This window comes from Microbacterium sp. SCPM-O-B-15248 (M128), from assembly GCF_058214835.1.
The window spans coordinates 475,688-489,169 of the sequence record NZ_JBYQLI010000001.1 but is presented as its reverse complement, the minus strand read 5'-3'; the positions used below and the strand labels follow the sequence as shown (position 1 = coordinate 489,169).

Sequence of the window (13,482 nt, the reverse complement as noted above, 5' to 3'; positions counted from 1 at the left end):
CTCGGATCGAGGTGGCGAGACCCCCCGCAGGGGTATGACATGTGAACCGCTCGTCAACGAAGACCAGGAGTTCGAATGTCCCGTACCCCGTCCGACCCGCGCTCGTACATCGTCACCGGCGGCGCCAGCGGGATCGGCGAGTCCACCGTGCGCCAACTCACGCAGCGCGGGGATCGTGTCGCGATCGTCGACCGCGACACGACCCGACTCGCCGCCCTCGCCGATGAGTTCGGAGATCAGGTTCTTGCCCTCCCCGGCGACGTGAGCCAGGAAGAGGACGTCGTCGAATCAACGGACCGAGCGGCGGCCCACTTCGGTGGGCTCGACGGCGCGTTCCTCAATGCGGCGGTCCCGGGCCCGTTCCAGTCGCTGATGGAGACATCCGTCGAGGACTTCGACCGCGTGATCGCGATCGACCTGCGCGGAGTCTTCCTCGGACTGCGTGAGACCATGCGGCACCTCAGCGAGAGCACGGCCGGTGGATCCATCGTCGTCACTTCATCACTGGCCGGACTGAGCGCAGGCCGGGGGCTCGCCGCCTACACGGCCGCCAAACACGGCGTGATCGGGCTCGTCCGCAACGCGGCAGTAGAAGGCGCGGCGCACGGCATCCGCGTCAACTGCGTCGCCCCGGGCCTCACGGACACCCCCTTGCAGGCCCCCCTCCGGGAGTTCCACGGGGCGCAGGCCGATGCGCTCCAGGCACAGGTCCCCCTCGGCCGAATGGGCCGGCCGGGCGAGGTGGCCGACCTCGTGTCCTTCCTCCTCTCGGACGCTGCGGCCTACCTCACCGGCGCGGTCATCCCCATAGACGGGGGTGCACTCGCCGACTCCCCGCTGCGCACGCCCGAGAGCTGACCCCTCCCCGCGCCCCCTCGTCATCCGCCACTCATCACCACACGAAGGAACAGACAATGTCGTCCACCACCGCAACGCCCACCGCTGCCGCAGCCGAGATCGGCCGCGCCGAGAAGAGCGGGATGTCGACCCCTCAGCTGGCTCGACTCCGCTCGACGATCGAGCAGGACATCGAGGCCGGGGAGTACCACGGCGCGACCGTGATCGTCGCACGCCACGGAGACGTGGTCCTCGAGGCTGCGATCGGGTCGACGGATGCGTCCACGCAACGAAGCGCCGCCCTGGACGACGTCTTCCGCGTGCTGTCGGTCACCAAAGCCCTCACGAACACCGCCGTCTACCGCGCGATCGATGCCGGGCTCCTCACTCTGAACACCCGGGTGGTGGATGTCATCCCCGAGTACATCGGATCAGATCGATTCCTCGCACGGGGCAAGGAGACCGTCACGGTGGCGCACCTCCTGAGCCACCGGTCGGGGATGAACGGCACTCCCGAGCCCCTCCCCTACGCGCAGCTGGGCGACCTCTCGGCCGTGATCGAGAAGATCTGCGAGATGCCCCTCGCGGGCGAGCCCGGTACGACCGTGGACTACTCCCCGACCCTGAACCATGCCCTGCTCGGCGAAATGGTGCGCCGCGTGCACGGGGACACCTCCTTCTCGCAGATGATGGCGCGCGAAGTGCTGGATCCGATCGGCATGGTCGACACGGCTTTCGGTCTCCCCGAGCGTCTCGCAGAACGTGTCGTTCCGATCAGGGCGATGTTCGGCAATGAGGGGTGGCTCACGGCTCACGATCTCGAGGTTCTGAACGACGTGATCTCCGGGGACGCGGAGATGCCGTGGGTCGGGTCCGTCACGACGGCGCGGGACATCTTCCGACTGGCGGAGGTCTACCGCCGGCGCGGCAAGACGGAGAGCGGCGAACAACTGGTGTCCCCCGCCATCATCGACGTGGCGACCCGCGTGCAGACCGGCGACGACCCCAACAACCTCTATCTGGGGATGGCGAAGAAGCGCGGATGGCCGTGGGCTCCGGCGAACCTCGGATACGGGTTCCAGCTGTCGGGCCTCGGCGCAGCACCCTCCATGCTCGGCACGCTGACATCGGCGCGGACGTTCGGCAACCACGGTGCCGGATCCACGGTGTTCTGGGTCGATCCTGAGCGCGATGTGACCTTCGTGCTGCTCACCGCAGGGTCGATGGAGGAGAGCGACAACTACCTGCGCTGCCAGCGGCTGTCGGACCTCGCGATCTGCGCGGCGCTCTGATGGCGCACACCGACATCGAGGCCCGCGCGGACCACTCGACGGCCATCGTGACGGGCGGCGCATCGGGCATTGGAGCCGCGGTCGCCCATCGCCTGGCGGAGTCGGGCGTCCGCGTGTGCCTGGTCGACGTGTCCGCGGATGCTCTCGCGACCGTAGCGAGAGAGATCGGGCCCCTCGCCGTCACGTGCGTCGCGGACGTGACCGACGAAGACAGTTGCGCGCAGGCCGTGCAGACGGCGGAGGAGTTCGGTGGCGGTGCCGCTGACATCCTGATCAACACCGCGGGAGTCAGCCTCGTTCGCGCCACCACCGAGATGACCCTCGGAGAGTGGAACCGCGTCTTCGCCGTCAACGTGACGGGCCCCTTCCTCATGGCCCGTCACGCGCTTCGCGGCATGGTCCGACGGGGTCGCGGTTCCATCGTGAATGTGGCGTCGCTGGCCGCACACCGGTCACTCCCCGAGACCGCCGCCTACAGCGCCTCGAAAGCCGCGCTGGTCGCGTTCACCCGGCAGCTCGCGGCAGACTACGGCTGCCACGGCATCCGCGCCAACAGCGTCAGCCCCGGCCCCACCGCGACGCCGATGCTCCTGGGTGAGGCCCGCGAGGGCGCCGCGCGCGCGGGAATGGACCTCGATCAGTTCCTCGACCTCGTCTCCGCGGAGCTACCTCTGCGTCGCATCGGGCGAGGTCGCGACGTCGCCGAGGTCTGCGCGTTCCTCGCGAGCGACGCGGCCGCCTCGGTGACCGGGGTCGACATCCTCGTCGACTCCGGAACCGCCGGCCTGGACGCCTTCGCTCTCGCCATGACGCGCGCCGCGGGGGCGTGAGGCCCGATATGAGAAGAGGACACCCCGCCGGCATCCCGCCGCGTGGGTGTCCTCTTTCGGCCGATTCTCGCGTCAGGCTTCGGCCGAGCCCGGGGCCGTCATCGACGGCCAAGGGTCACCGGCCCGTAACGGCCTGTCCGCAAAGCGCCCCTCGTGCGCGAGGACGGGCCGACGATCCGGCGCGAGTTCAGGATGACGCTCTTCGAGCCTCTCGCGCCGCACCGCGGCGTCTCGCCACCCGCGCACCACATCCCTGTCGCCACCGCGAGTGGCCTGCCAACTACGCGGCATCTGGCTGCGCGCGGGACCTGCGGCAGCAGCGCCACCGATTCGCACACCGCTGACGAGCTTGACCAGGGTGTCGCTCCCGCAAGAGGGGCACAGCGGGGTCGCGGAGTTCATCGAAGGGACGCGCAACTCGAAACGTTCCCCGCAGGGAGGGCAGCGATAGTCGTAGAGCATCAGCTGTAATAGCCGTTCGGCGCCGTGCGAAGAGAGGGAAGCTGGTGGTCGTCATGACCGAAGATCAACTCGGCGCCGGTCCGATCCGCGATCGATCTGATCTTCTCCACCGACTCGAGCCACTTGACGTTGTCCCATACGATTGCCGCCCCCACGGCCGGCGGGCCGTAGCTTTCGGAGAGGTACAGCGCGTCAGAGGTGAAGATCTTCGTACCGTCGTTGGGCAGGTCGATCTGCAAGGACATCGTTCCCCACGTGTGCCCGGGGGTGTTGATGAGATGGACGCCCGGCACCAGTTCTTCGTCGCCCGGTGTGCCGTGGATGGGGAGGCCCTCGAACTCGCTCATCAGATGAGCGCCGTTCACGATCCCGCTCAGTGTCTTCACGCCGGCGATCTCATCGTTGTTCGCGATGATGCGCGTCTTGCCGTTGTCGAACATCCTGGCGTTGCCGACGTGGTCGTAGTGAAGGTGCGACAGGACCAGTACATCGATGTCCTCGGGCGTGAGCTCCAGCGACGCCAGGCCGGAGTCCAACCAGCCCTCGGGGGCGTCGACATCCTCGGCGACCGGGAAGTAGTCCTGGAAACCGGCGGGCTCCCACTGCGTCTCCCAGTTGCGGGGCACACCCGTGTCCCACAGGATCCGCCCCTCGGGATGCTCGATGAGGACGGCATGAGTAGGCATGTTCGCCCACACACGGGGCTCGTGGCGATGGTTCTTGTCCATCAAGGTGGTGCCCGACTTCAGCAGCAGCCAGGCCAACTCGCCCTGCAGGGTTCCGGTGCGGAGAATGTGGACTTTCATCTCATCGGTCACGTCACTGTGCCTTTCTCAAGTCGTATACGACAAACATATTGTAGGACAAAGATGAGGGCAAGCACTGGCCTCTCCCGAACGCGACGGAAGGGCGCCCGCGGACCGCGCAGCGCGCCCCGCTGGTCGATGCGGGGTCGCGAGACGTCAGCTCGCGGCGTCGCCGAGGTCGTAGTTCGCCAGCGCGAGCGCCGCCGCTCGATCGACGTGGTCCGAGAGGAGTTTCGCGATCAGGTCGCCGTCGCGGCGACGCGCCGCGTCGACGATCTCTTCGAGTTCCTGCGTCGTCTGCACCAGCCTCCCCGGCTGGGACAACGACACCCGGCGGAGCATCGTGACGCGATTGTTCAACTGCTTGAGCAGCTGAGCGATGGTCGCGTTCCCCCCGCCGGCGAGCAGTGCTGCGTAGAACTCGTTCTTCACGACCAGTTGGCGATGGGGGTCGTCCTGGACACCCGGATCCCGCAGCGCATCGACCGCCGCGGCGAGCGCATCGACATCATCGTCCGTGGCGTTCTCGACGAAGTCGCGTCCGGCACGGCTCTCCAACAACGCGCGAACAGCGTAAATCTCCCGCGCCTCGTGCTCAGTGATGACAGCGACCGACGGGCCACGGTGCAGCACGTTGACGATGAGGCCTTCGGCCTGCAATTGCTGCAAAGCCTCTCGCAAGAGAGAACGACTCACGCCGAACGCCTCGGTCAGGTCGCGCTCGACCAGCTTCTGCCCGGGCGTGAGATCGCCGTCCAGAATGAGGTCGCGCAAGCGGTTGACCAGGAGAGAACGTAACGACGTCTCCTCGCGGGCAAGTCTCAGATCAGTGGGCCTGGACACCGGAGCTCAGTCCTCTCATAGAGCGATCTTATGTGCGGCACCGTCCGAAAGGAAGGTGCCGACGGATTGACGGACAATCCGTCATTCGCTAACGTAGCGCTGTCACCATCACTATCAAGGGAGATAGCCCGTGGAAGCGCGAGCAGACACACCCGTCACCGGCCGCTTGGCCTATATGAGCGAACCCCGCGTGCTCGCTTATGCCGAATACCCCCTCCCCGAGCTCGAGCCCGACGGCATCCTCGTGGAGGTCCTGCGCGCGAACGTGTGCGGCTCTGAGTTGCACATCTGGAACGGAAAGCACCCCGTGAAGAAGCGGGGCGGACTGGGCCACGAGATGGTTCTGCGCGTCCTGGCATTCGGTGATCGCCGAACCACCGACAACCGAGGCGTCCCGCTGGCCGTCGGCGACCGCATCGTCTGCACCTATTTCCAGACCTGCCAGCGGTGCCCCCAGTGCGTGGGCGGTCAATACAACCTCTGCGACAACGCGTACGAGTTCTTCGGACGCCAGCCTGAGGAAGCTCCCCACTTCCACGCCGCATTCGCGACGCACTACTACATCCACCCCCTGCAGAACGTGTACAAGGTTCCGGACGAGATCCCCGACGCCGTCGCGGCGGGGGCCAACTGCGCACTGAGTCAGGTCTTCTACGGGATCGACCAGATCGCGCTGCAGCAGGACGAGACCGTTCTCATCCAGGGCGCGGGGGGTCTGGGTCTCTATGCGATCGCCGTCGCGAAGGAACGAGGAGCGCGCGTGCTGGTCGTCGACGGGGTGGCTGCCCGTCTCGCACAGGCCCGCGCATTCGGCGCCGACCACGTCATCGACATCAACGAACTGCCCGAACTCGAAGATCGGGAGAGAGCCGTCTTGGAGCTCACCAACGGTCGCGGAGCCGACGTGGGTGTGGAGGTGGCCGGGGTTCCCGCAGCGTTCGCCGAAGGACTTCGACTCGTGCGACGAGGCGGCCGCTACCTCGTCATGGGGAACCTCTCCCCCGGGGCCACGGTGCCGTTCGACCCCGGCTACGTCACACGGAAGGCTCTCACCATCCGGCACGTCGACCGCTACGAGGCCCGCTATCTCTGGAAGGCGCTGACGTTCCTGGCCGAACACGGGGACAAGTACCCCCTGGAAGAACTCGTCGACGCCGAGTTCTCGTTCGCCGACATCCAGGTGGCGCTGGAGAAGTCCCTCAACCGCGAGGTCACTCGCGCCGTCATCACCATCACCGACTGAGGGGAATCGATATGAACACGGCTACACCCGAACCTCTCGACCACTGGATCGACGGGGCGCCCCACCGGCCGCAGTCCGATGAATACACCGTGGGCACGAATCCTGCGACCGGTGGCTCCACCGTACGGATCGCCGCCGGCACCGCCGCAGACGTCGACTCCGCCGCCAAAGCGGCTACCCGCGCCTACCCCGGCTGGCGGTACTTCTCGGCGCCCGAACGGGGCCGAATCCTTCGCCGCATCGCAGATGCGATCCGCGCCCACGCCGACGAATTCGCCGATCTCGAGATCCAAGACACCGGCAAGCCGCGCGCAACAGCCCTCGCCGAAGTCGAGAACTCCGCGGCCTATTTCGAGTTCTACTCCGGGCTGGTGAACATCCCCGTCGGCGACGTCCTCGACGTCGAACCGGGACAGCACATCTATACCCGACGGGAGCCCTACGGCGTCGTCGGCATCATCACCCCGTGGAACGTGCCGCTGAATCAGGCGGCTCGCGCCGTCGCCCCGGCTCTCGTGACCGGCAACGTCGTGATCCTGAAGCCCGCCGAGACGTCATCGCAGACGACGATTCTGCTATGCCGCCTCGCCACCGAGATCGGGCTCCCCGATGGCGTGCTGAACGTGGTGCTGGGTTCCGGGTCGGTCGTCGGAACCGCGATCGTCAGCCACCCCGCCGTTCGCAAGGTCGCTTTCACCGGTTCTGTGCAGACCGGACGCACAATCGGTCGTATCGCGGCCGAACGCGTCATCCCCCTCACTCTGGAGCTGGGCGGCAAGTCCGCCAACATCGTCTTCGCCGACGCCGATCTGCCGAAAGCGGCCCGGGAGGCTGTCCGCGCCTTCGCCGCCAACGCGGGCCAGGTGTGCTCCGCGGGAACGCGGCTGCTCGTCGAGCGATCCATCCACGACGAGTTCGTCGCACAGGTGGCCGCGATCGCCGGCGAACTGCGCGAGGGCGACGACATCGGCCCCCTCATCACGCGCGGGCAGTTCGCACAGGTCCAGGAGTACTTCCACATCGCTCAGGACGAGGGCATCGCCGCGGTCATCGGCGGATCCGTGAGCGGCGATCCGGCTCTGGGCGGAGGGTTCTACGTGAAGCCCACCATCTACGCCGACGTCGACACCGACTCGCGGATCGCCCGAGAAGAGATCTTCGGGCCGGTGCTGGTGACGATCCCCTTCGACGACGAAGCGGATGCCATCCGCATCGCCAACGATTCGGAGTTCGGCCTGATCGCTGGGGTGTTCACGCGTGACATCGGGCGCGCACTCCGCGTGGCCGACAGCATCGAAGCCGGTCAGGTCTTCATCAACACGTGGTCCACGGGCGCGGTGCAGACGCCGTTCGGCGGGCACAAGAACAGCGGGTACGGGCGAGAGAAGGGGATCGAAGCGATGCTCCACTATTCGCACCTGAAGACGGTCGTGGCGGTGTACTGATGACGGACGTCACCTTCATCGGCCTGGGAACGATGGGCGCACCGATGGTCGCCCGCCTCGTTTCGGCCGGCCACCGCGTGAGCGTCTCCGATGCCTCACGGGAGGTCGCCGACCGGGTCGCCGCCGACACGGGCGCACGGGTGGCCGACGACGCGGAGATCGCCGCGAGCCGGATCACCATCCTCATGCTGCCGAACAGCACCGTCGTCGCATCCGTGCTCGGCACACGACGCGAGGCGGGATCCCTCGCCTCGCGTCTGAGTCCGGGCGCCCTGGTCATCGACATGGGTTCGTCCCAACCGGATGCGACGCGCGCTCATGCCGATGATCTGGCGGCCGGCGGCATCCGATTCATCGATGCCCCCGTGTCGGGAGGACCGAGGCGCGCAGCGACCGGGGAACTCGCGATCATGGTCGGCGCCCCCGACGACGAGGTGTGGAATCAGGCGCAACCGCTCCTCGCCGCCCTGGGGGCGAGCGTCACGAGGACGGGGCCCGTAGGCTCCGCTCACGCGCTGAAGGCACTGAACAACCTCCTGTCGGTCATCGGGATCATCGGGGCCGTCGAGGTCCTCAGCGTCGGCGCGAAGTTCGGCCTGGATCCGCGAGTCATGCTGGACGTCATCAATCACTCGACGGGTCGCAACCACGCGACCGAGGTCAAGATCGGGCCGCACGTCCTCGATCGCCAGTGGAACGTCGGCTTCTCGCTCGAGTTCACGGTGAAAGACATCATCACCGCCCAGCAATTGGCCGAAAGCGTCGGGATCTCGACACCCCTCTCCGACAGCGCGGTGCGCGTGGCCCGCGCGGCGCTCGCATCTTTCGACGGTGCACCCGCCGACCAATCGCACATTGCGCACTATCTCGAAGCCGTCAACGGCGTCGCCCTCGGCTCGACCGACAAGAAGGACCCCTCATGAACCACCAGCTCTTCGAAGAGGGCCTCGCCATCCGCCGGGCAGTCCTGGGCGACGACTACGTCGATGCGGCACTGGCGAAAGCCGATGACTTCTCGCAGGACATGCAGGAACTCGTCACTCAGTACTGCTGGGGAGACGTCTGGAGCCGGCCCGGACTCGCGCGCCCGCACCGTAGCCTGATCAACCTCGCGATGCTCACCGCTCTGAACCGCTCGCATGAGCTCGCCACCCACGTGCGGGGCGCGATCAACAACGGCGTGACTCGGGAAGAGATCAAGGAAGTGTTCCTGCAAGCCGCGATCTATTGCGGAGTGCCAGCCGCGTTGGAGAGCTTCCGAGTCGCAAGGGAAGTCTTCGCCCAGATGGATCTCGAACGGTCCGTTGAGGCGTAGGCGGCTGGACGGCCGGACGGGCTACCACAGGACTTTCTCCGTCATATGGGAACACCGGCGGCTGCATCGGCGTTCGATGGGACAGGTCAACGACGCCCCGGCTTCGTTCTCATCCTGAGGAGTACCCATGTCCCACGTTCTCGACCGCACCGCTCAGACCGACGTCCCGATCCTCGACGTTCTGGCCGAGCGTTGGAGCACCCGCGTCTTCGACGCCGAGACCCCCATCGACGAGGAAGCGCTGCGCGCTGCGTTCGAAGCCGCCCGCTGGTCGCCGTCGGCGAACAACACGCAGCCGTGGCGTTTCCTGCTCGCTCGCCGCGGCACCGACGCGCACGCCCGCGTCGTCGAGTCCCTCGTCGGCTTCAACCAGGGCTGGGCCCCGGCGGCCGGCGCGCTCGTCGTCGTGCTGGCGGAGACGGCCGACGCCGATGGGAACCCCCGGCCGTGGGCGACCTACGACGCCGGTCAGGCCGCCGCGTTCTTCACCGTCGAGGCCCACGCCCGCGGTCTCGCCACCCACACGATGGGTGGCTTCTCGGGTGACGGCCTGCGCGCGTCGTTCGACCTCGACGCCCGCTTCACGCCCGTGACCGTGATCGCCGTGGGCGCCTTCGGCGACCCGGATGCCGCAGACGAGGCCGTCCGCGCCCGCGAGAACGCCCCGCGCACGCGCCGTCCGCTCGCCGAGACGCTGCTGCTCGACGCCTGAGTCGCGCCGGCTCCCGGCATCCGTCCGCCCCTGCATCCGCGATCGCGGTGCGGGGGCGGGCAGGTTTCCGCCCCGGCATCACCGTCCGACGCCGGTTCTGCGCGCGGCCCGGACCGCGCGGCATCCCGCTGCTTCTTCCGCCAGATCACGCGAAGTGGCCGAGATCACCCGTTCTGGCGCGCACTGTCGGGTGGTCTCGGCGAGATCACGTGATCTGGCGCCCGGGCAGCACCCCACCGCTCCAGCGCGACGATCGTCTCGCGCAAGGCCTCGCCGCGCGGGGTCAGGGCGTAGGCGCGGGTGTTGTGTTTCAGCGGGAGCCGGACGAGCACGCCGGCTTCTTCGAGCTCGCGCAGACGCACGGCCAGGATCGCCGTGCCGACGCCGAGGTCGCGCTGCAGATCGCCGTATCGCTGCGGGCCGTCGAGCAAGCGCTCGACGATGAGCAGCGCCCAGCGCGCACCGACGACATCGAGGGCGGCTTCGAGGCCGCTCACTCGGACGCTTCGGCGTCCGGCTTCATCCAGAACGGCGAGTAGTGGTATCCGTCCGGGTCGTCGAACTGACGCTGGTACATGAACGGATAGTCGTCGGTGTCGCCGATGCGCCCGCCGGCTGCGCCCGCACGCTCGACCAGCCCATCGACCGCCTCGCGGCTGCCGAGGTCGAACGACACCGTGATCTTGGAGGGCGTGTCGGGTCCGCCGATGAGATCGTCGGTACCGCCGACGGCGGCGTACATCTCCCGGCTGCCGAGCATGACGTACTGCTCCGGAGCGATGGCGAAGCACGAGACGTTGTGGTCGGACATCTCGGCGTTGAGGGTCCAGCCGAGGGCGGTGTAGAAGGCGGTCGAGCGCGCGACGGACTCGACCGGGCAGGTGAGGAAGAGGCTCATGGCCGTGATACTTCCAAAAGTGAAGTGCTCCGTCAAGACCCGATCAGCGCTCGACCAGCACCCCGTCGGCATCGGCCCACACGTGCCGGCCCGGGGCGAAGACGACACCGCCGATCGTGACCGGCACGTCGACCTCGCCCACACCGTCCTTCGCGCTCTTGCGCGGGTTCGACCCCAGCGCCTTGACCCCGAGCGGGAGGGATGCCAGAGCCTCGCGGTCGCGGATCACCCCGTGCACGATGATCCCGGCCCATCCGTTCTGCACCGCCGATCCCGCGATGAGGTCGCCGACGAGCGCGGACTCGAGGGATCCACCTCCGTCGACGACCAGGACCGCACCGTCGCCCGGAGTGGCGAGCACGCGCTTCACCAGCGCGTTGTCGCGGTGACAGCGCACGGTGCGCACGAGCCCGTCGAACGCGACCCGACCGCCGAGGTCGAGCAGCTGCAGCGAGAGTGAGTCGAGTTCGTCGCCGCGCTCGTCGTAGAGGTCGGCCGTTGCGATCGTCATGGCGCCAGGGTAGCGAGGCGCTCCGCGAGGACACCGACGAGGGGATGCCACGCACCCGGCGCGGCATCCCCTCGGCATGCGACTACTCGACGATCTCGGCCTCGATCACGTCGTCGTCGCCGGGATCTTCGGCCTCGGCGGACGGCCCCGCGCTCGTGAGCACGAGGGACTCGCCGTCGCTCGCGACGTCGACCTTCACGAGGTCGCCGTCGTGCACTCCCCCCGCGAGGATCGCCATCGCGAGGCGGTTCTGCACCTCGGACTGGATCAGGCGGCGGAGGGGCCGCGCGCCGTACACCGGGTCGTAGCCGCGCTCGGCGAGCCAGGACCGCGCATCGGGCGTGACCGCCAGCGTGAGCCGGCGCTCCCGCAGCCGCTTGTGCAGCGCGTCCACCGCGAGTTCGACGATCTGGGCGAGGTCGTCCTCGCTGAGCGCCTGGAAGATCACGATGTCGTCGAGACGGTTCACGAACTCCGGCTTGAACGCCTGCCGGACGAGCGCCTGCACCTGCTCGCGCTTGACCTCGATCGGCAGCGTCGGGTCGATGAGGATCGACGAACCGAGGTTGGACGTCAGGATCAGGATGACGTTGGTGAAGTCGACCGTGCGACCCTGACCATCGGTCAGCCGACCGTCGTCCATGACCTGCAGCAGGATGTCGAACACCTCGGGGTGGGCCTTCTCGACCTCGTCGAGGAGCACCACACTGTACGGTCGGCGACGCACGGCCTCGGTGAGCTGACCGCCCTGCTCGTAGCCGATGTATCCCGGAGGTGCACCGACGAGGCGGGCGACGGAGTGCTTCTCGCCGTACTCCGACATGTCGATGCGCACCATGGCGTGCTCGTCGTCGAAGAGGAAGTCGGCGAGCGCCTTGGCGAGCTCGGTCTTGCCGACGCCCGTGGGGCCGAGGAAGAGGAACGAGCCGACCGGGCGGTTCGGGTCGCTGATTCCCGCGCGCGAGCGGCGCACCGCGTCGGACACCGCCTTCACGGCATCCTTCTGGCCGATCAGGCGCTTGCCGAGCTCGCGCTCGAGGTGCAGGAGTTTCTCGGTCTCGCCCTGCAGCAGGCGACCCACCGGGATGCCGGTCCACGCGGCGATCACGGCGGCGATGTCCTCGTCGGTGACCTGGTCGTTGACCATGCGGTCGCCCGCGGGCTCCTCGCGCTCGGCCGTCATGAGCTCCCGCTCGAGGGCCGGGATGTCGGCGTACAGCAGGCGCGATGCGCGCTCGAGGTTGCCCTCGCGCTGGGCGCGCTCGGCGTCCCCCCGGGCCGCGTCGAGTCGGGTCTTCAGGTCTCCGACGCGGTTGAGCGAGGCGCGCTCCTGCTCCCACCGCGCTTGCAGCTCGTCGAGCTTGGACTGCTCGGCGGCGAGGGTCTCGCGCAGCGTCGCCAGGCGCTCCTTCGAGGCGGCATCCTTCTCTTTCTTCAGCGCGAGCTCTTCGAGCTTGAGCCGGTCGACGTGCCGGCGCAGCTCGTCGATCTCGAGCGGAGCCGAGTCGATCTCCATGCGCAGGCGCGACGCGGCTTCGTCGATGAGGTCGATCGCCTTGTCGGGCAGCTGGCGCGACGGGATGTAGCGGTTGGACAGGGATGCCGCCGCCACGAGCGCCGCGTCGGCGATCGCGACCTTGTGGTGCGCCTCGTACCGCTCCTTGAGACCGCGGAGGATCGCGATCGTGTCTTCGACCGTCGGTTCGCCGACGTAGACCTGCTGGAAACGGCGTTCGAGCGCGGCATCCTTCTCGATGAACTCGCGGTACTCGTCGAGCGTCGTCGCGCCGATGAGGCGCAGCTCGCCGCGGGCGAGCATGGGCTTGAGCATGTTCGATGCCGCGACCGAACCCTCGCCGCCGCCCGCGCCCATCAGCACGTGCAGTTCGTCGATGAACGTGATGATGCGTCCGTCGGACTCGGTGATCTCTTTCAGGACGCTCTTGAGGCGTTCCTCGAACTGGCCGCGGTACATCGCCCCGGCCACGAGTGCGGAGATGTCGAGGGCGACGAGCTCTTTGTTCTTGAGGCTTTCGGCGACATCGCCCGCGACGATGCGCTGAGCGAGGCCCTCGACGACGGCGGTCTTGCCGACGCCGGGCTCGCCGATGAGGACCGGGTTGTTCTTGGTGCGGCGTGTGAGGACCTGACTGACCCGCCGGATCTCGCTGTCGCGACCGATGACGGGATCGAGCTTGCCCTGGCGGGCGCGGTCGGTGAGGTTGATGCCGAACTGCTCGAGGGCGCTGCGCGCGTCCTCCTGCCCCGGCTGCTGAGTGGCGTTCATG

Annotated in this window: 15 protein-coding genes; 8 read left to right on the top strand and 7 right to left on the bottom strand. The window is 67.9% G+C overall.

Translation table 11 applies throughout. The annotated features are described in order from the left end of the window. Positions 1 to 75: 75 nt before the first annotated feature. Genes AC3E6M_RS02325 through AC3E6M_RS02315 form a run of 3 tightly spaced genes read left to right on the top strand, consistent with a single transcriptional unit; the run spans position 76 to position 2,959 of the window. Positions 76 to 858: an SDR family NAD(P)-dependent oxidoreductase gene (locus AC3E6M_RS02325; protein WP_138176857.1), complete on the top strand. Its 783-nt coding sequence runs from the start codon at positions 76 to 78 to the stop codon at positions 856 to 858. 56 nt (positions 859 to 914) lie between these two features. Further along, positions 915 to 2,129 (top strand): serine hydrolase domain-containing protein, encoded by a 1,215-nt coding sequence (locus AC3E6M_RS02320; RefSeq protein WP_212743489.1) that lies wholly within the window; start codon positions 915 to 917, stop codon positions 2,127 to 2,129. Then, entirely contained in the window at positions 2,129 to 2,959 is an 831-nt protein-coding gene (locus AC3E6M_RS02315) for an SDR family NAD(P)-dependent oxidoreductase (RefSeq protein WP_490528942.1), read from the top strand. The genes AC3E6M_RS02320 and AC3E6M_RS02315 overlap by 1 nt, the downstream gene beginning before the upstream one ends. Before the next feature lie 72 nt (positions 2,960 to 3,031). Here the strand turns inward: AC3E6M_RS02315 and AC3E6M_RS02310 are convergent, their stop codons facing one another. The 3 genes from AC3E6M_RS02310 to AC3E6M_RS02300 form a co-directional block, all read right to left on the bottom strand. Continuing rightward, on the bottom strand, positions 3,032 to 3,421 hold the full coding sequence (locus tag AC3E6M_RS02310) for an FmdB family zinc ribbon protein (protein WP_138173984.1): 390 nt from the start codon (positions 3,419 to 3,421) through the stop codon (positions 3,032 to 3,034). After that, a complete protein-coding gene (locus AC3E6M_RS02305) occupies positions 3,421 to 4,239 on the bottom strand; it encodes an N-acyl homoserine lactonase family protein (RefSeq protein ID WP_138173982.1) in 819 nt (272 codons plus the stop codon). The genes AC3E6M_RS02310 and AC3E6M_RS02305 overlap by 1 nt, the downstream gene beginning before the upstream one ends. A gap of 144 nt (positions 4,240 to 4,383) precedes the next feature. Beyond that, positions 4,384 to 5,070, bottom strand: coding sequence for a GntR family transcriptional regulator (locus AC3E6M_RS02300; RefSeq protein ID WP_171024238.1), 687 nt, complete (start codon positions 5,068 to 5,070; stop codon positions 4,384 to 4,386). 130 nt (positions 5,071 to 5,200) lie between these two features. Between AC3E6M_RS02300 and AC3E6M_RS02295 the strand changes: the two genes are divergently transcribed. From AC3E6M_RS02295 to AC3E6M_RS02275, 5 genes are all read left to right on the top strand, one after another. Next, complete coding sequence (locus AC3E6M_RS02295; protein ID WP_490528941.1) at positions 5,201 to 6,313, top strand: zinc-binding dehydrogenase; 1,113 nt, start codon at positions 5,201 to 5,203, stop codon at positions 6,311 to 6,313. Positions 6,314 to 6,324: 11 nt separating this feature from the next. Further along, positions 6,325 to 7,758: an aldehyde dehydrogenase family protein gene (locus AC3E6M_RS02290; RefSeq protein ID WP_138173980.1), complete on the top strand. Its 1,434-nt coding sequence runs from the start codon at positions 6,325 to 6,327 to the stop codon at positions 7,756 to 7,758. Then, positions 7,758 to 8,681 carry an NAD(P)-dependent oxidoreductase gene (locus AC3E6M_RS02285; RefSeq protein WP_138173978.1) on the top strand — a complete coding sequence of 308 codons (924 nt, stop codon included), beginning with the start codon at positions 7,758 to 7,760 and terminating at the stop codon, positions 8,679 to 8,681. Before AC3E6M_RS02290 ends, AC3E6M_RS02285 begins: the two co-directional genes overlap by 1 nt. Next, complete coding sequence (gene pcaC, locus AC3E6M_RS02280; protein ID WP_138173976.1) at positions 8,678 to 9,073, top strand: 4-carboxymuconolactone decarboxylase; 396 nt, start codon at positions 8,678 to 8,680, stop codon at positions 9,071 to 9,073. Before AC3E6M_RS02285 ends, pcaC begins: the two co-directional genes overlap by 4 nt. Positions 9,074 to 9,200: 127 nt before the next feature. Then, entirely contained in the window at positions 9,201 to 9,785 is a 585-nt protein-coding gene (locus AC3E6M_RS02275) for a nitroreductase family protein (protein WP_138173974.1), read from the top strand. A 164-nt stretch (positions 9,786 to 9,949) separates the two neighbouring features. On the opposite strand, the gene AC3E6M_RS02270 is transcribed toward AC3E6M_RS02275, so the two are convergent. From AC3E6M_RS02270 to AC3E6M_RS02255, 4 genes are all read right to left on the bottom strand, one after another. Next, entirely contained in the window at positions 9,950 to 10,282 is a 333-nt protein-coding gene (locus tag AC3E6M_RS02270) for a winged helix-turn-helix transcriptional regulator (protein ID WP_490528940.1), read from the bottom strand. Further along, positions 10,279 to 10,683, bottom strand: a complete 405-nt coding sequence (locus AC3E6M_RS02265) for a VOC family protein (RefSeq protein WP_490528939.1) — start codon at positions 10,681 to 10,683, stop codon at positions 10,279 to 10,281. Before AC3E6M_RS02265 ends, AC3E6M_RS02270 begins: the two co-directional genes overlap by 4 nt. Positions 10,684 to 10,726: 43 nt before the next feature. Further along, positions 10,727 to 11,194 carry a ribonuclease E activity regulator RraA gene (rraA, locus tag AC3E6M_RS02260; RefSeq protein ID WP_490528938.1) on the bottom strand — a complete coding sequence of 156 codons (468 nt, stop codon included), beginning with the start codon at positions 11,192 to 11,194 and terminating at the stop codon, positions 10,727 to 10,729. 82 nt (positions 11,195 to 11,276) lie between these two features. Beyond that, a complete protein-coding gene (locus AC3E6M_RS02255; RefSeq protein WP_490528937.1) occupies positions 11,277 to 13,481 on the bottom strand; it encodes an ATP-dependent Clp protease ATP-binding subunit in 2,205 nt (734 codons plus the stop codon). Between the last annotated feature and the right edge of the window lies 1 nt (position 13,482).